Raw genomic sequence first — 16,394 nt, 5'->3', positions numbered from 1 at the left:
CGAATCATGTGGCGCCGCCCTCCGGCGCGGCCCGTCAGCGGCCCGCTTCGGCGACGCCGGCCTGCACGCGCCGCACCGCCGTCACGATCGACAGCACGATCAACAGCCGCCACAGCCACGCGGCGACACCGCCGACCGGGAAGCCGAGGCCGATCCACAGCGCGAACGCGCCGAGGGCCAGCGCCCGGTCGCTCTTGCCGAACGGGCCGTCGTAGCGGCGCGTCGCGCCGACGAGCGGGCCGATCAGCCCCGCGCATTCGACGATCACCGCCGTCAGCGCGAACAGCCAGACGTCCGCCGGCGCGAACGCGGGAATCGCGAGGAACGGCAGCACGAGCGCGACGTCGGACACGATGTCGCCCAGCTCGTTCAGGTACGCGCCGAGCGTGCTCTTCTGCCCGTGCTCGCGCGCGAGCATCCCGTCGATCGCGTTGAGCGCCATCCGCGCGAACAGCCACAGCGGAATCAGCAGGAACAGCGCGCGGGCGAATACGCCGAGCCCGGCGAGCGCGCCGACGACGATCGAGCCGCCGGCCGCGAACAGCGTGACCTGGTTGGCCGTGACGCCGCGTTCGGCCAGCGAATTCGCGAACGGGCGCAGACGGTTCTGGAATTTGGGTTTGAGTGCGTAGAGGCTCATCGTTTCGTATTCGTATTATTCGCGCGGCACGGTTGGATGCGTTTCCCGCCGCCATGCCCCGGGCGGCGAAACGGCCGTCGTCGGCCTGGATTGAACGGCCCCCATCGTCGCCGAGCCGCCCCGATGCGTCAAGCAGGCGGCCCGGCCGGCCCGCGTGGCGCCAATCTGGCGTTTTTCGGCGAAACTCGCGATAATCCGCTGGCCCGATCGCCGCGAGATCCATTCGAACTGCAGACGGGCACTCGTGCAACAGCCGATTATCACGCCGCCGACCGGCGCATTCGCCGCGACGCAACCGCGTGCGACGGCGAATCGTCCGATTATCGCGGACCTGCGACAGGCAGCCACGAACTTTGAAAAAATTTAAACAAGAGCCGTCCGGCGCGCATCCTGCCGCGCCGGCATTCCGGGGTTCCGTCCGCCGCGCGTGCGCGGCGGGCCGGGCATGCACGCAGGAGGCCGCGCGCCGATGAACATCTTTAACGTCTGGCAGCGCGACTTCCTGCTGTCCATCGTGCGGCTCGTCGCCGGCGCGTATCCGGTCTGGCATCAGGCGCCGCCGTCCCCGACGCAGAAGATCTATTTCTCGAACCACACGAGCCACATCGACACGCTCGCGATCCTCGCCGCGCTGCCGCGCGACGTGCGCGCGGTCGTGCGGCCGGTCGCCGCGCGCGACTACTGGGACAGCAGCGACCTGAAGCGCCACATCGCGCAGAAGCTGCTGAACGTCGTGCTGATCGACCGTCATCGCGAATCGGGCGGCGATCCGCTCGACCCGGTGCGCGATGCGCTGCGGCAGGGTCATTCGATCATCATCTTCCCGGAAGGCACGCGCGGCGCCGACGTGCTGCCGCAGCCGTTCAAGAGCGGGCTGTTCCATCTCGCGACCGAGTTCCCGGACGTCGCGCTCGCGCCCGTCTATCTCGAGAACCTGCAGCGCATCATGCCGAAGGGCGCGATCTGGCCCGTGCCGCTGATCTGCAAGGTGCATTTCGGCGCGAACGAAGCGCTCGGCGCCCAGGAAGACAAGCCGACATTCCTCGCCCGCATGCGCGACGCGGTCATCGCGCTCGCGCCGCCGCAGCGGCCGGCCGGCTGAACGCGGCGCGCCCCTTCTCCCTTTTCCGGATACCAACCATGCGAACCCTCTTCTGGGAACTGGTCGCGGGCGTCACGGGCGTGCTCGTCGTCGCGACCGTGATCGGCGCGATCCTCGGCGCGCGCAGCGGCGGCACGAGCGCGACCATCGTCAACCTGAACCAGCGCATCCGCGCATGGTGGGCGATGATCGCGATCATGGCCGTCGCGATCGGCCTCGGCAACAACGTCACGTACCTGGTATTCGCGCTGCTGTCGTACCTGACGCTGCGCGAGTTCATCACGCTCACGCCGACCACCGCGAGCGACCATACGACGCTCTTCATCGCGTTCTTCGTCGCGATCCCCGTGCAGTACCTGCTGCTCGGCATCAACTGGTACGGGATGTACTCGATCTTCGTGCCCGTGCACCTGTTCTTCGCGATGTCGCTCGTGTCGGCGCTCACGCAGGACACGCGCGAATTCCTGAGCCGCAACGCGAAGATCAACTGGGCGCTGATGGTGTGCGTGTACGGGCTGAGCCATGCGCCGGCCGTGCTGATCCTCGACATTCCGCGCTACGCCGGGCAGAACGCGCTGCTGCTGTTCTTCTTCCTGTTCGTCGTGCAGATCAGCGACGTGCTGCAGTACGTGGTCGGCAAGCTGTTCGGACGCCGCAAGATCGCGCCGCAGCTGTCGCCGTCGAAGACGATCGAGGGGTTCATCGGCGGCGGCCTGCTCGCCACGCTGTGCGGCGCATCGCTGTATCGCGTGACGCCGTTCAGCTTCGGCGCGGCGTTCGGCATCTCGCTCGCGATCGTGATCGCGGGCTTCGTCGGCGGGCTCGTGCTGTCGGCCGTCAAGCGCTCGCTCGGCACGAAGGACTGGGGCTCGATGATCGCCGGCCACGGCGGGATGCTCGATCGCGTCGATTCGATCTGCTTCGCCGCGCCGGTGTTCTTCCACCTGGTGCGCTACCTGTACGTGTGATGCGCGGGCGGCGCCATGCCGCCCGTTCCCGCGCGGCGGATCAGTATCCGTCGCGCAGCGCCTTCGGCACGACGTAGCGGCCGCGCGCGGCGTCGAACTTCACCGTGTAGCGTGCGTGGATCGCCTTGTCGCCGCGCGTGCCCGTTTCCGTGACCGTCAGCGGGTAGACGTCGCCCGAGCCGGTCGTGTCCGGCGCGATCTCGAAGCGGCGTTCCTCGCAACGCGCGCGAGCATGCGCGCATTCCGTCGACTCGGCATTGTCGAGCGCTTCGTCGATGCGCGCCGCCGCATGCACCAGCGCGTTGCCGTACGGCAGCCAGATCGAACGAAAGCGTTGCGTGTAGCCCTGCCGCGTATCGCTTTCGCCGATCACGAACCCGAACAGGTGCGGCCCGAGCCGCTCGATGCGCACCGTGCCCGGTTCGCCGCGCTCGCCCGATGCGATCTCCGTTTTCTTCGCGACCGGCTCGAGCGTCCTGCCGTCCGGCGAAGGCTTCAGCACGTACAGGTCGATCGCGCCCGGCGTCGCATCCGAATCCATGCCCGGCATCCCGTTCTGCACCGCCGCGTCGGTCTCGCCGCACATCGCGAGCAGCATGCGCGGGCCGTCCGCGGTCGCCACGCGCAGCACGCCGCACGGCGAATGGATGAAATCGCCCTCTTCCGCCTGCCAGCCCTTGCGGTCCGCACGCCAGTCGCCGTACGTGTCGTGGATGAAGGTTTTCAGTTGACGGTCGGGTTGGGCCGGCTCGGCGGCATGAACGGGCGACAGCGCGGCGAGCGCCGTGAACGCGCCAAGGGTGACGAGCGGCTTCAGACGTCGGTTCCGGTTCTGGACAGTCATGACGAGGTTCGGTCGGATGGATGTGTGGCGGATTGTTGCAGACTCGACGGATCAAGGTTGCCGCGGCGATACCGGTGGCGCCGCGGCGGCCTGATGCGGGACCATGACGCGCGCCGCGCCCTTCGCGCCGGCCGGCGTCGCGATCTCGTTCTTCATTCCAGGCATCCGTTCGATGCGCGCGGGAATCGGCCCGCGAGGCCCTAGCGTACACGCACGCGCGACGAACCATCCACCGACACCGCCCGTGACACTGAAGCTCGACATCGTCCAGCTCGACGGCCGCGACGGCGACACGCACGACAACCTGCAGCGCGCGATCCACGACCATCGTCGGGATCAGCGCGTGCACGTCGCCGGCGCGCGCATCGAGCGCGCGGACGGGCGTCGCGAACTGCCGATCCCGTGAGTCCGAATGTGAGCGTGAGCGCGCGCCCGGTTGGCCGCGCACACGGTCGCGCCGTCACGCCGGCTCGGGCACCTCGATCGCCAGCAGCGCCGAACTGACCGACTTGCCGTGCGCGTCGAGCGCGAGCGAGCGCGTCACCCCGCCGCCGAGCGCATCGCGCAGCACGAAGTTGAACGCGCCGAGCGCCGGCAACTCGTAGCGCACGACGTCGCCGTGCACGATGCCCGCGAGCCATCTCTTCACCGCTTGCGCATCCAGATGCGTACGCAGATGGTCGTAATGACGCGGATCGCGGCAGATGACCGACACGTTCAGCGTATTGCCCTTGTCACCGGTGCGCGCATGCGCGAGTTCACGCAGTTGCATCAGGCCTCCACGAATGAAAACGACGGCGTCACGGCCGCGCGCGGCAGCAGCACCGACTGCACCGCGATCACCTCGCGCGTCGACTTGAACGCGCCGCCGCCGCCGGCCGGCCCGTTCGTATAGAGCGTCTCGACTTCGTTGCCGATCCGCGCGGCTTCGGCGGCGTTCGCCGCGCGGCCGGCCACCCGCACGCGCACCTCGGCCGGCTCGCCGCGCACGGCCGGCGTCGCGTCGCCATACAGCGCGTCGACGCCGATCACGTCGAAGCGCAGCTCGCTCGCCGCGATGCCGGTCAGCGCGAGCCGCTCGCGCACGATGTCGAGCGCGAGACGCGCACGCGCGAGCGCGCCCGGTCCGCCGTACGAGATCTGGCCTTCGCCGATCCAGCCGTCGACATACGCGACCGATACCTTCAGCGTATCGGGCCGCGCGGTGCCGCGCCCGCCCGTCACGCGCACGCGATCGGCCGCTTCCTCGGCGACCGCCACGCGCGTGAAATCCGCCACGACGTCCGGCTGCAGATACCGCGCCGGGTCGTGAATCTCGTAGAGCAGCTGTTCCTTGCAGCTCGCCGCGCTCACGCGGCCGCCCGCGTGCGGCACCTTCGTGATCACGACCGTGCCGTCGGCCGCGACCTCGCCGATCGGGAAGCCGAGCCGCGCCAGATTCGGCACGTCCTTGTAGCCGGGATCGGCGAAATAGCCGCCCGTCACCTGCCCCGCGCATTCGAGCAGATGGCCGACGACGGTCGCCGCCCCCAGCGCGTCCCAGTCGTCCATCCGCCAGCCGAACGCATGGATCAGCGGCGCGGCGAACAGCGACGGATCGGCGACGCGCCCGGTCATCACGACGTCCGCGCCGGCCGCGAGCGCGTCGACGATCGGCGCGGCGCCGAGATACGCGTTCGCGGACACGATGCGGTCGCGATACGCGGCGACGTCGTCGCCCGATTCCTCGAAGCGGAACGCGCCGCGCAGCACGACGTCGAGCACGTCGTCGCCTTCGACCGCCGCGACTTTCAGCCCCGCGATGCCGAGCGACTGCGCGATCTGCGCGGTACGCCGCGCGGCCGCGCGCGGGTTCGCCGCGCCCATGTTCGACACGATGCGCACGCGCTTCGCCGCCGCAATCGGCAGCACCGCGTGCATCCGCGCGTCGAGCAGCGGATCGTAGCCGAGCGCCGGATCCTTGCGGCGCGCCTGCTGCGCAATCGCGATCGTGCGCTCGGCCAGGCATTCGAAGACCAGATAGTCGAGCCGCCCGTGTTCGGCCAGCTCGACCGCGGGCTCGATCCGGTCGCCCGAGTAGCCGGCGCCCGCGCCGATGCGCACGCGCCGTTCGTGTGATGGCTTTGCTGTCATGTCCGTACCGTCGTCCGGCGAGCGCATCGCCGGCAAATATCAAAAAACACCGAGCACGACGCACGCGATCGTCATCACGATCGACGCGCCGAACAGCAGCGGAAACGTGAATTTCTGATGCTCGGCCAGCTCGATTCCGCACAGCCCGACGACGAGAAACGTCGCTGGCGTGAGCGGGCTGACCGGAAAGCCCGTCGTCATCTGGCCGAGCAGCGCCGCCTGTCCGACCTGCACCGCCGGCACGCCGAGCTGGCCGGCCACTTCCGCGATCACGGGCAGCACGCCGAAGTAGAACGAATCGGGATCGAACAGCATGCTGAGCGGCATCGACGCGAGGCCGAGCGCGACCGGGATATGGCCTGCCATCGACGGCGGCACGAAGCCGACCGCCGCCTGCGCCATCGCCTTCAGCATCCCGCTGCCCTGCATGATCCCCGTGAACACGCCGGCCGCGAGCAGGATGCCGGCCATCATCAGCGCGGCGCGCGCATGCGCGTCGATGCGCTTGCGTTGCATGTCGACGTCCGGGTAGTTCACCATCAGCGCGATGCACAGCCCGACCATGAACATGATCGCGGGCGGGATCTTCTCGCCCATCACGACCATCGTGCCGAGCACGACGAGCGTCAGCACGAGGTTGAACCAGAACAGGTGCGGCCGGCGCAGCGCCTGCTCGTCGGGCGTCAGTTCGCGCCGGGGCAGCGGGATCGACGCATCGTCGCGCGACAGGCCGAGCCGCTTCTCCTCGCGCCGCCCGAGCCAGTACGCGACGCCGAACACGAACACGAGCCCGATCGCCTGCACCGGAATCAGCGGATTGAACAGCGCCGACACCGGCAGGTGCAGCGACGCCGACGCGCGGATCATCGGCCCCGTCCACGGCAGGAAGTTGATGCCCGCGGCCATCGACACCGCGGCGGCCAGCACGCGCCGGTCCATCTTCAGCCGGTCGTACAGCGGCAGCACGGCCGGAATCGTCACGAGGAAGCAGACGGCGCCCGAGCCGTCGAGGTGGATCAGCAGCGCGAGCAGCGTCGTACCCATCACGATGCGTGTCGGCCGCGTGCCGACCGCGCGCAGGATCCGGTCGATGATCGGGTCGAGCGTGCCGGCGTCGGTGATCGTCCCGAAATAGAGGATCGCGAACACGAACATCCCGACGACGGGCGCGAGCCCCTTCAGCCCGTCGATGACGAACTTGCTGGTGTGCAGCCCGAAGCCGCCGATCAGCGACGCGGCGATCGGCACGATGATCAGCGCGACGAGCGGCGACATCCGCTTCGACAGAATGGCGGCCAGCAGCACGACGATCGTGCCCAGCCCGAGTAACGGCAGCATCCGTGTCTCCTACCTTGTCTTTTGTTGGAGACGAGCGTAAGGTCGGCGCAGCGATAGCACAATTGAAATGATTTGATCGCAGCAATCACGAACCGTTATGGATCTGAATCTTCGCGACATTCGCGCGTTCGTCACCGTCGCGCACGCCGGCAACTTCACGCGCGCGGCCGCACGGCTGCACCTGTCGCAGCCGGCGCTGACCGTGCAGATCCGCCGGCTCGAGGACATCGTCGGCGCGCGCCTGTTCGACCGCAACAGCCGCAGCGTCGCGCTCACGCAGACCGGGCGCGAACTGCTGCCGCTGTTGCAGCGCTCGCTCGACGACATGGAGCGCGTGCTGCGCGATGCGCGTGCGCTCGGCGAAGGCGCGAGCGGCACGGTGCGGCTCGCGTGCCTGCCGACCTTCGCGTCGAGTGTGCTGCCGGAGCTGATCCAGTCGTTCCGGCGCGACGTGCCGCGCGCGGGCTTCGAGATCCGCGACGGCGTCGCGAGCCTCGTCACCGCGCTGATGCGCAACGAGGATGCCGATCTCGGGCTGACCGGCGGCGATACGTTCGATGCGTCGCTGGAGGTGCTGTATGCGGGCGCCGACCGGCTCGTCGCCGTGTGCCCGCAGGATCATCCGCTCGCGCGCAAGCGCCGCGTCACCACCGCCGACGTCGCCGGCGTGCCGCTCGTGCTCACCGCGCAGGGCACGAGCGTGCGCAGCGTCGTCGATGCCGCGCTGGACGCGGCCGGCTGCACGCCCGACATCGCGTGCGAGCCGACCTACATGATGACGGCCGTCGCGATGGTGCGCGGCGGCCTCGGCGTGACGATCCTGCCCGCGACCGCCCGCGAGGTGCGCGCCGAGCCCGAACTGGTCGCGAAGCCGATCGACGATCCCGCGTTCGTGCGGCCGATCGCGCTCGTCGCGAAGCGCGGGCGCACGCTGCCGCGCGTCGCGCAGGCGTTCGTCGACCTCATGCTGGCGGAATTGAAAAAGCGCGCATGAAGCGCGCCCGATTCGGGAAAGGGCGTGCGGCGCTTACTGCGCGTCCGGATCGACGTGCAGCGATTCGCCGATCGCGTAGAAATTGCCGCCCGCGATGTAGTGCAGGCTGCGCAACGCGGGATCGGCCGATTCGAAATACCAGTGGCCGTCGCGAAACACGCGCGTGTCCGACCATGCGCCGATCACCTCGCCGATGAACAGGTCGTAGGTCTGCTGGTTGTGCGGTTCCGGAATCAGCCGGCACGCGAGCCAGCCCGAGCAGCCGGCGACGAACGGCAAGTCGTGACCGTCGACGTCGAACAGCGTGACGCCCGCTTCGCGCAGCTTGTCGGGCCGCTGCGCGAGGCTGTGGCTGCCGACCGCATGCGTGAGCTGCAATTGCGCGGCCGTCGGCACCTGGATCACGAACGTGCCGCTGCGCTCGACGAGCTCGCGCGTCTTCGCGGATTTGTCGAGCACGACCGTCAGCTTCGGCGGCAGGAAATCGAGCGCGCACGCCCACGCGGCGGCCATCACGTTGTCGACGCCGTCGTGGCGGGCCGACACGAGCACGGTCGGGCCGTGATTGAGCAGACGGTAGGCCTTGTTCAGCGCCACCGGCGCGATGTGACTGTCCATACGGGTTCCTTGGAGAACGGCGCGCACGGACGGATGCCGTGCGGCGCGGCGCCGGCCGTCGCACCTGCGCGCGGCCGGGCTGAAGGCCGCATTCTCGCACCCAACGTCAATCGGCGCTGGCGCCCCGGCCGGTCACTTCGCGAACAGCTGGCCGATGTCGCGGAACGCCTTGAATTCGAGCGCATTGCCGCACGGATCGAACAGGAACATCGTCGCCTGTTCGCCGACCTGCCCCTGGAACCGCACGTACGGCTCGATCACGAAAGTCACGCCGAACCCGCGCAGCCGCTCGGCCAGCGCTTCCCAGCTCGCCCAGTCGAGCACGATCCCGAAATGCGGCACCGGTACGTCGTGACCGTCGACCGCATTCGTATGCGCGCCTTCCTGCGACGCGGTTTTCGGATGCTCGTGGATCACGAGCTGATGCCCGTAAAAGTTGAAGTCGACCCACTGCGCACTCGAACGCCCCTCTTCCAGCCCGAACACGCGGCCGTAGAAATCGCGCGCGGCCGGCAGGTCGTAGACGGGAATCGCCAGGTGAAACGGGGAAAGACTCATGATGGATGATGGCCTCGTGAAGAAACGCTCGCGTGGCGCGAGGACGGCACCATGGTAGACAACGCCGAGCAAAAATTAAATCAATATAAAATTGGCTGATTCACAAACGGAATTGATGAATGATCCGCGAACTGAAAACCCTCGTCGCCGTCGCCCGCGAAGGCACCTTTGCCGCGGCCGGCAACCGTATCGGGCTCACGCAGGCGGCCGTCAGCGCACAGATGCAGCGCCTCGAAGCCGAGCTCGGCTTCGCGCTGTTCGACCGGCAAGGGCGATCGGCGCGGCTCAACGAGCGGGGCCATCACGTGCTCGACCAGGCGCAGGCGCTGATCGGCCTGTACGAGAACCTGAGCTCGGCCGCGCCCGGCTCGCCCGCCGCCGTGCGCGTGACGATCGGCGCGATCGCATCGGTGCAGAGCGCGCTGCTGCCGGCCGCGCTGGCCGATTTCCATCGCCGCCATCCCGGGTGCCGCACGCGCGTGATACCCGGGCTGTCGATCGAGCTGGTCAACCGCGTCGACGCGGGCGAAATCGACATGGCCGCGATCATCCGGCCGCCTTTTGCGCTGCAGAGCGACCTGCACTGGACCACGCTCGCACAGGAACCGTTCCGGCTGATCGTGCCGCGCGGCGTGAAGGGCAAGGACTGGGCCGCGCTGCTCGCGAACGAACCGTTCGTGCGCTACGACCGCGCGTCGTTCGGCGGCCGCCAGGTCGACCGCTTTCTGCGCAAGATGCACATCGCGGTGCGCGACACCTGCGAACTCGACGAGCTCGACGCGATCGTCAAGCTGGTCGAGAATGGCGTCGGCGTCGCGATCGTGCCGCAGACCGCCGTGTATCGCCGCTGGCCGGCCGGCGTGCGCGCGATCGACCTCGGGCATCACACGTTTCATCGCGACATCGGGCTCGTGCATCGTGCGCGGCGCACGATGTCGGAGCCCGCGCAAGCGCTGGCGCAACTGATCGAGGCGGCGTCGCGGCGGCGCGCGGGCGCGAGCGTTTCGTAGTCCATCGTCACGCCTTTCTCGTACGCGAAGATCGCGGCATTGTCGGGTTGACCGTACACGGTCGCGATCGTGATCGCGCCGAGCCCCTGCTTGCCACGGCTCATCGGCGCCTGCTTGCCGTACGCATTCGTCGTGCCGGCCGGCAGCCCGGCCGCGATCGGATGCGGCGCGTTGACGAGCCAAGGCGAGTTCGCGGCCCGAGTTTCAACGTGCGGCGGCTACGACGCACCGACAGGCCGTCACCGCTCACGCGCGACGCACATTTATCACATTCATTTCAGCGCAGCCGATTCAATTCGTTAAATAACGATTTGACGGATCGAAAACAATATCGAGATCGCGGTAGTTCACCCGCAAATCACGCCGAATTATCACGACACGCGCAAAACACAATGAAAAACCGGTGGAATGGCAGCCCATTGATACGCGCTTATCAATAATCCTGATCCCTCAACGGTGAATTCCGGGAAACATCGCTGTCTACATCAGGCCACAACGAAGAATTCCACTTTTGCCGTTCAGTGCGGCTCTGTAGTCTCCTGCTCTTCCGGATCACGAACCCACACCTATGCGCAAAGGAGATGAATTGACGTCCTCCTACGCCAGCCTAAAGGCGGAGGATTCCCACACCTGGCGATGCACGTCCGCATCGGAGAATGTTCAGCGCAGCGTTGATATCTCGATCATGCTCGACACCACAGTCACTGCAGGCCCATTCTCTTATTCGCAGCCCTGCGATACCTTTCGGCCGCGTCGTGCTGGCTTGCGACCCGCACGACGAACAGGACTGGGTAGAACCGCTTTCGTCGACTTCCTCGAACGTGGCTCCGTGCGCGATCGCTTTGTAGCGGAGCTTGTTCCGGAAGGACGACCAGGATGCGTCGTAGACGCTTTTCGCCATCCTGGTTCTGGCGAGTTTGACAGCCGACACGTTGCCAACCGCGATGTAATCGAAGCGCTGCACCAGATCGAGCGCGAGCTTGTGCTGGAAGTCGGCGCGGGCATTCGCCGCCTTCGCGTGCAGCTTCGCGATATGCCGCCTGTGCTTTCGCGCCCGCTGCGCTTTCGCCAGCTTTTCCGCCGCGCGTCGGCCGAACCGGTCATTCGGCAGTTTTTCTCCGGTCGAAAGTGTGGCGAAGTCTTTCAGGCCGAGATCGATACCCACACCGGAACGAATCGGGCGGGCCTGCACGTCGGGCATCTCGATCACGATGTTGAGAAACCAGTTGCCGCGTGCATCCTGCGCAAAGTTGGTCCCGTCCTTGATCTTGCCTTCGGGAAGCGGTCGACTGTTGAACACGCGAAACGTGTTGCCGGCAAAGCGGAACGCTTCGCCCTCGCGCTTCAGGTCTCGGCCCTTCAGCGGCACCCAGCCGAGCGACTTCCTGCCGCGATAGCGCAGGTACGGCCGACGGTGCTGGCTGCGCGACTTCGCATATTGCTCGCATGTTGCGTTGACCGTGCCGGAGTGAATACCGAGTTCCTTGCTGCTGCCGGTCGTGAGCACATTCAAGTCGAATCCTGTAGGCCACTTCTTGCCCCAGTTGAGCGCGTGCTTCTGCGTGTCGTTGCAGAAGTTCCAGACGTAGTTCACCGCACGGCTCTGCTTGTTGAGCAGTCCGTTGAGCGATTTCACCCGGTAGCGATAGACAAGGATCATGCCGGCCATTTTAACGGGGGAATGCCGCTGTCAAACAACGGCGCTCCTTTCCTCCCGGTCCTGAAGGACGGGGTTTCTCGGAGCAACTGATGAAACGCACGGCCCTCTCAATGTTCGCCCTCGCGTCGTTCGCGGCGACGTCCGTCGCGCATGCGCAGTCGAGCGTCACGCTGTATGGCGTGATCGACACGTCGATCACCTATGTGAACCACGCCCAAGGCAAGGACAACGCGTGGATGCTCGGCAACAGCAGCGCGGGCAATCTCGCCGGCAGCCGCTGGGGCGTGAAAGGCACCGAGGATCTCGGCGGCGGGCTCAAGGCGCTGTTCCAGTTGGAGAACGGCTTCGACCCGAGCAACGGCCGGCAAGGCCAGGGCGGCCGCCTGTTCGGCCGTCAGGCCTTCGTCGGCCTGACGAGCGACCGCTACGGCACGCTCACGTTCGGCCGCCAGTACGACCCGCTCGTCGACCTCGTGCAGGGCATCACCGCCGACAACTATCTGGGCAGCGCGTTCGCGACGCCGGGCGACGTCGACAACTACGACAACAGCTTCCGCGTCGACAACGCGGTCAAGTACACGTCGGCCGTCTATGCGGGCCTGCAGTTCGCCGCGATGTATTCGTTCGGCGGCATCGCCGGCAGCACCGGCGCCGCGCAGTCTTACTCGGCCGCCGTGTCGTACAACAACGGGCCGTTCAGCGTCGCGGGCGGCTACTTCCACGCGACCAACAGCCCCGCGTCGAACGGCGTGCGCAACGGCTGGACCAGCTCGTCGGACGGCACGTTCGACGGCCCGATCAACAGCGGCTATGCGAGCGCGCACGCGTTCGGCATCGCACGCATCGCGGGCCAGTACGTCGCCGGCCCGTTCACGTTCGGCGTCGGCTACAGCAACGCGCAGTACCGCCGCGACGCAAGCTCCGTGTTCGGTTCGAACGAGCACTACAACACGGGGCAAGGCTTCGTGAACTACCAGGCGACGAACGCGCTGCTCGTCGGCGTCGGCTACAGCTACACGCGCTCGGGCGGCGACACGTCTGCGACCTATCACCAGGTATCGGCCGGCGCCGACTACAACCTGTCCAAGCGCACCGACGTCTACCTGACCGCCGCGTACCAGCACGCGAGCGGCCAGACCGGCGACGGCAACGGCGGCTCGATGGCCGCGCAGGCGTCGATCGGTTCGTACGGTTACGCGGGCACGAGTTCGCAGACGATGGTCAACCTCGGGCTGCGCCACCGTTTCTGACGGCGATACCGGCGGATGGCTTGCCGCGCGCCGCGCGGCAGGCCGAATTCGCATTGCGCAGACGGCGGCTTCGCCACCGATTTTTTATCGTTTTCTTTCGCCCCGCCAATCGCTGCCGGGGAATTTTCCCTTTCGCTCCGCTTATCGCCAGCTTCGCCGCTCGAGTGACGTAATACGTCAGCTTTCGGGTCGTCGCCATTGCACCTGCATTCGCACCAATCTCGGCCATTTTTACCGATCCCGTAGCACGTGGGGCCGTGATCCGGCGCAATAAAAGTGCGCGGCGCACGCACGGGCAAATGCAAAGGAAAGTTTGACGCGAGCCATTTGCCCGCCTGCTATGGCACACTTCGCGTCTGCGTAATTTCCTTGCACCGGGCGGTCGGATTCCGCCCCATCCTGCCATGTCGCGTCATACCACTCGCCCGCTCAGCCGCCACACGCTGACCCTCGCCTCGACGATCGCGCTCTCGTGCGCGCTCTCCGGCGTCGCACGGGCCGATTGCCTGGACGACGCGGCCGCGTTCCAGCACGTGAGCGTCGCGCTGATGCGCGGCATCGCGCAGGTCGAGTCGGGGATGAATCCGAACGCGGTGAACACGAATACCAACGGCACGGTCGACATCGGGCTGATGCAGATCAACAGCACGTGGCTGCCGACGCTCGCGCGCGAAGGGATCACGCGGGAAAGCCTGTTCGATGCCTGCACGAACGCGTATGTCGGCGCGTGGATTCTGTCGCAGAACATCCGCCAACTCGGCCCCAACTGGAACGCGATCGGCGCGTACAACTCCGCATCGCCCGACAAGCGCCTCGCGTATGCGCGCAAGGTCTATGATGCAATCCGGACCATGCCGGATTCGCCGGATACTCCCATGCCCATCCTTCCACCGTCCTTTACGCCGCCGCAACAGGCACAGACGTACAACCCGTTCGCGAGCCTGAGCGTGTCGGCGCCGCCCGTCGCGCGCGCCCGCACGATCTCGCCTGGCTCGCCGCCTGCGGCGCCGCAGGGCGGCCCCGCCGGCCCGGCCGGCACGTACAACTTCGGCTGGACGGTCACCGGCGCCGACCAGGCCAAGCCGACCCAGGTGTTCGACGACGGCGCGCGGGTCTACGTGCAGTTCAGCGACATGAAGCACATGCCGGCGATCTTCACCGAGACGTCGGCCGGGCGCGTGCTGATGTCGTGGGAGCTGCAGTTTCCGTATGCCGTCGTGACGCGTCCCGCGCAAACGTTGATCTTCCAGCTCGGACCGTTCGAAGCGCGGGCGCAGCGCAGTGCGGCGGCCGCGGGCATGACCGCGCAGGCGGGGACGGCGACGGCCGGGGCATCGGCCTCGGCATCGAAGAAGTCGGCCGGAACCGCAATGAACGCGGCGACGAACACGGCGGCCAATACGCCAGCGAAACGCACCGCGTCGGCCGATGCGTTGTGGTACGTGAATACGCCGTCGACGTCGGGCACGGCGACGGCCTCGCCTTCGACCGCGAATATTCCCGCCACGCTGCCGACGGCCATCACGTCGAACACGCCGCCGCCCGCGCCGGCTCAGGCACCCGCCGCTCAGCCGTCGCGCGCCAGCGCGGACGCGCTGTGGTACATCTCGAAGTGACGCACGTCCGAACGCATGCGCATCGCGGCGATTATTTCCGTGCGGTCGTGGGCAGTTCGCGCGCGGCCGTGCCGCGCTTCGTGAAATACGCGCGCAGATAGCGCGACGTCGACGACGCCGGTGGCGGAATCGTCACACCGCCGTCACCCGCGCCGCACCCAGATCACTTTCCCGTCGCGAATGCCGAGATTGCGGCGCTCCTCCCGGTAATCCATCGTGCCCGGCAACGACTTGCCGTCGCGCTCGAGCACGCGCCACAGGCAGCCGTCGAGCAGCGCGCTCGCATCGGCCTCGTTCTTGCCGACCAGCGCTTCGTCCGGCGCGGCGTCCGCCTTGCATGCCTGCGCGGCGCCCGGCTGCAACGGGGCCCTGGCCGCGCCACCGGCGGTGGCGTTGCGGTGCTTCGTGTCCATGTCCGCACATCCTGTAAAGGTTGCGCCCGCAACGAGTGCAACGAGCATCGCGATCGTGTTCTTCATCGGTTTCTCCGTGTCGTGGCCCGGCGGTCGATGTGCGGCATTCGTGCACGACCGGGCATCGCATGCGTGATCGGTTCCGCACGCTGCCGGCCGTTTCCTGCCGGAGCCGGCCCGCGCATGGCGGCCTTTTGCGACCCGGCCGCGCCGCGTCGGCGCCGCCGCGTCGGAGGTCGGCCTGACGCCGAACCCGCCCGCATGTTACCGCACGCGGTTCGCGGCGACGGCGCGACGCCGACGCATCGTGGGCGCGCCGCGCGCGCCGGCCCGCGTCGGCAATCCGCTCAGAACTTGTACGTCACGCCCGCGATGCCGTAGTAGTTGCTGCGCGACTGCACGATCGGGCTGTCGCCCGCGCGGCCGAGCAGCCGCGTCACGCCACCGGTCGCGAGCACCGACCAATGCCGCGACAGCGTCCAGTTCCATGCAACCGCCATCGACGCGCTGTCGATCCCGCCGCTCGCCGAATACGGCCGGAACCGGCTGGTCATCGACTGTGCATCGGTCACGCCGTAGAAAGTCTGCATGTAGCGGCCCGAACCCGCGTGCACGGTGCCCGTCACGATGATCTCGTGCTGCGACGTCTTGAGCACCGGCACCGCGAGATCCACGTGCCCCGACACGCCGCGCGACGTATGCGTCACCGGCGTATCGATCGTGACGCTCAGCTCCGCCGTGTCGAAGAACGTCACGCCGGCGCGCACGCCGACGAGCACCGAGCCCGGAATCCGGCCCATGCCTTTCAGGTAGTCGGAGCCCGGCAGGTCGAAGCGGTTCTCGTCCGCGCGGCCCGCGTCGTAGTTCACCGCCGCCGACACGAACGCCCCATGCGGCAGGTCCAGCCTGTAGCCCGCGCCCTGCGTGCTGTCGACGAAGAAGCCATTGCCGAACGTGGCGGAGAACGACGGCGCAACCACGCCGCGATACTGCTTGCTGCCCGGGTAGCGCGGTGCGACGCCGCCGCCGAGCGACAACGAATACTGGTTTTCCGCGTGGGCGGCGGCGGCGAGGGTCAGGCCGGCGAGCGGCATGCAATAGCGGTAGCGGCGAAGGGATGGGCGCACAATATTGAGATATGAGTGGCGAAGCCCGCAGTCTAGGTGCCGCCCCGCACCGAGACTGTCCTGAATGTGCGGCAAATGTGTGCCCAATTGTGTTCGATTGTTCGCGATTGTCGCCCCGCTGCC

The 16,394-nt window shown here is 67.6% G+C and carries 18 protein-coding genes and 1 pseudogene; 8 read left to right on the top strand and 11 right to left on the bottom strand.

What is annotated here, in order from left to right; all coding sequences use genetic code 11:
* Positions 1 to 34: 34 nt before the first annotated feature.
* Positions 35 to 640 (bottom strand): CDP-alcohol phosphatidyltransferase family protein, encoded by a 606-nt coding sequence (locus tag KR541_RS06780; protein ID WP_050018037.1) that lies wholly within the window; start codon positions 638 to 640, stop codon positions 35 to 37.
* Between the two features lie 123 nt (positions 641 to 763).
* On the opposite strand from KR541_RS06780, the gene KR541_RS36665 reads away from it, so the two are divergent.
* The 3 genes from KR541_RS36665 (at position 764) to KR541_RS06765 (ending at position 2,710) form a co-directional block, all read left to right on the top strand.
* The gene (locus KR541_RS36665; protein ID WP_235356322.1) at positions 764 to 997 is read left to right on the top strand and encodes a hypothetical protein; all 234 of its coding nucleotides are present in this window, start codon (positions 764 to 766) and stop codon (positions 995 to 997) included.
* A gap of 112 nt (positions 998 to 1,109) precedes the next feature.
* Positions 1,110 to 1,742, top strand: a complete 633-nt coding sequence (locus KR541_RS06770; protein WP_089488638.1) for a lysophospholipid acyltransferase family protein — start codon at positions 1,110 to 1,112, stop codon at positions 1,740 to 1,742.
* 38 nt (positions 1,743 to 1,780) lie between these two features.
* A complete protein-coding gene (locus KR541_RS06765) occupies positions 1,781 to 2,710 on the top strand; it encodes a phosphatidate cytidylyltransferase (protein ID WP_050018036.1) in 930 nt (309 codons plus the stop codon).
* A 40-nt stretch (positions 2,711 to 2,750) separates the two neighbouring features.
* Here KR541_RS06765 and KR541_RS06760 read toward each other — a convergent pair whose 3' ends face one another.
* A complete protein-coding gene (locus KR541_RS06760) occupies positions 2,751 to 3,554 on the bottom strand; it encodes a hypothetical protein (protein WP_050018035.1) in 804 nt (267 codons plus the stop codon).
* A gap of 244 nt (positions 3,555 to 3,798) precedes the next feature.
* On the opposite strand from KR541_RS06760, the gene KR541_RS06755 reads away from it, so the two are divergent.
* On the top strand, positions 3,799 to 3,960 hold the full coding sequence (locus KR541_RS06755) for a hypothetical protein (protein WP_160300540.1): 162 nt from the start codon (positions 3,799 to 3,801) through the stop codon (positions 3,958 to 3,960).
* 54 nt (positions 3,961 to 4,014) lie between these two features.
* On the opposite strand, the gene KR541_RS06750 is transcribed toward KR541_RS06755, so the two are convergent.
* Genes KR541_RS06750 through KR541_RS06740 form a run of 3 tightly spaced genes read right to left on the bottom strand, consistent with a single transcriptional unit; the run spans position 4,015 to position 7,025 of the window.
* Positions 4,015 to 4,326 (bottom strand): AtuA-related protein, encoded by a 312-nt coding sequence (locus KR541_RS06750; protein WP_050018256.1) that lies wholly within the window; start codon positions 4,324 to 4,326, stop codon positions 4,015 to 4,017.
* Complete coding sequence (locus tag KR541_RS06745) at positions 4,326 to 5,687, bottom strand: acyclic terpene utilization AtuA family protein (protein ID WP_089488637.1); 1,362 nt, start codon at positions 5,685 to 5,687, stop codon at positions 4,326 to 4,328. The genes KR541_RS06750 and KR541_RS06745 overlap by 1 nt, the downstream gene beginning before the upstream one ends.
* A 39-nt stretch (positions 5,688 to 5,726) precedes the next feature.
* On the bottom strand, positions 5,727 to 7,025 hold the full coding sequence (locus tag KR541_RS06740; RefSeq protein ID WP_089488337.1) for a CitMHS family transporter: 1,299 nt from the start codon (positions 7,023 to 7,025) through the stop codon (positions 5,727 to 5,729).
* Positions 7,026 to 7,122: 97 nt separating this feature from the next.
* Here KR541_RS06740 and KR541_RS06735 point away from each other — a divergent pair, with 97 nt between their 5' ends.
* Positions 7,123 to 8,019 carry a LysR family transcriptional regulator gene (locus KR541_RS06735; RefSeq protein ID WP_216089460.1) on the top strand — a complete coding sequence of 299 codons (897 nt, stop codon included), beginning with the start codon at positions 7,123 to 7,125 and terminating at the stop codon, positions 8,017 to 8,019.
* A gap of 33 nt (positions 8,020 to 8,052) precedes the next feature.
* Here the strand turns inward: KR541_RS06735 and KR541_RS06730 are convergent, their stop codons facing one another.
* Entirely contained in the window at positions 8,053 to 8,637 is a 585-nt protein-coding gene (locus tag KR541_RS06730; RefSeq protein WP_050018259.1) for a flavin reductase family protein, read from the bottom strand.
* Between the two features lie 132 nt (positions 8,638 to 8,769).
* Positions 8,770 to 9,195: a VOC family protein gene (locus tag KR541_RS06725; protein ID WP_006481570.1), complete on the bottom strand. Its 426-nt coding sequence runs from the start codon at positions 9,193 to 9,195 to the stop codon at positions 8,770 to 8,772.
* Positions 9,196 to 9,314: 119 nt separating this feature from the next.
* Between KR541_RS06725 and KR541_RS06720 the strand changes: the two genes are divergently transcribed.
* Positions 9,315 to 10,205: a LysR family transcriptional regulator gene (locus KR541_RS06720; RefSeq protein WP_050018260.1), complete on the top strand. Its 891-nt coding sequence runs from the start codon at positions 9,315 to 9,317 to the stop codon at positions 10,203 to 10,205.
* Here the strand turns inward: KR541_RS06720 and KR541_RS36660 are convergent.
* A pseudogene (locus KR541_RS36660) lies at positions 10,178 to 10,390 on the bottom strand (hypothetical protein); the annotation flags it as partial. The gene KR541_RS06720 and the pseudogene KR541_RS36660 overlap by 28 nt on opposite strands.
* Before the next feature lie 422 nt (positions 10,391 to 10,812).
* Entirely contained in the window at positions 10,813 to 11,865 is a 1,053-nt protein-coding gene (locus KR541_RS06715; RefSeq protein ID WP_060733587.1) for an RNA-guided endonuclease InsQ/TnpB family protein, read from the bottom strand.
* A gap of 89 nt (positions 11,866 to 11,954) precedes the next feature.
* On the opposite strand from KR541_RS06715, the gene KR541_RS06710 reads away from it, so the two are divergent.
* Together KR541_RS06710 and KR541_RS06705 are read left to right on the top strand one after the other, a co-directional pair.
* The gene (locus KR541_RS06710; protein WP_050013743.1) at positions 11,955 to 13,115 is read left to right on the top strand and encodes a porin; all 1,161 of its coding nucleotides are present in this window, start codon (positions 11,955 to 11,957) and stop codon (positions 13,113 to 13,115) included.
* Positions 13,116 to 13,519: 404 nt separating this feature from the next.
* Positions 13,520 to 14,731 (top strand): lytic transglycosylase domain-containing protein, encoded by a 1,212-nt coding sequence (locus KR541_RS06705; protein ID WP_216089459.1) that lies wholly within the window; start codon positions 13,520 to 13,522, stop codon positions 14,729 to 14,731.
* 143 nt (positions 14,732 to 14,874) lie between these two features.
* Here KR541_RS06705 and KR541_RS06700 read toward each other — a convergent pair whose 3' ends face one another.
* Both KR541_RS06700 and KR541_RS06695 read right to left on the bottom strand, forming a co-directional pair.
* Positions 14,875 to 15,210, bottom strand: coding sequence for a hypothetical protein (locus KR541_RS06700; RefSeq protein ID WP_050013741.1), 336 nt, complete (start codon positions 15,208 to 15,210; stop codon positions 14,875 to 14,877).
* Between the two features lie 281 nt (positions 15,211 to 15,491).
* Positions 15,492 to 16,238: a MipA/OmpV family protein gene (locus KR541_RS06695; RefSeq protein WP_089488335.1), complete on the bottom strand. Its 747-nt coding sequence runs from the start codon at positions 16,236 to 16,238 to the stop codon at positions 15,492 to 15,494.
* Positions 16,239 to 16,394 lie beyond the last annotated feature (156 nt).

Origin of the sequence: Burkholderia sola, from assembly GCF_905400185.1 — a bacterium.
GTDB classification, from domain to species: Bacteria; Pseudomonadota; Gammaproteobacteria; order Burkholderiales; family Burkholderiaceae; genus Burkholderia; species Burkholderia sola.
The sequence above is the reverse complement of the archived record's forward strand: the minus strand, read 5'-3'. Positions and strand labels throughout refer to the sequence as shown.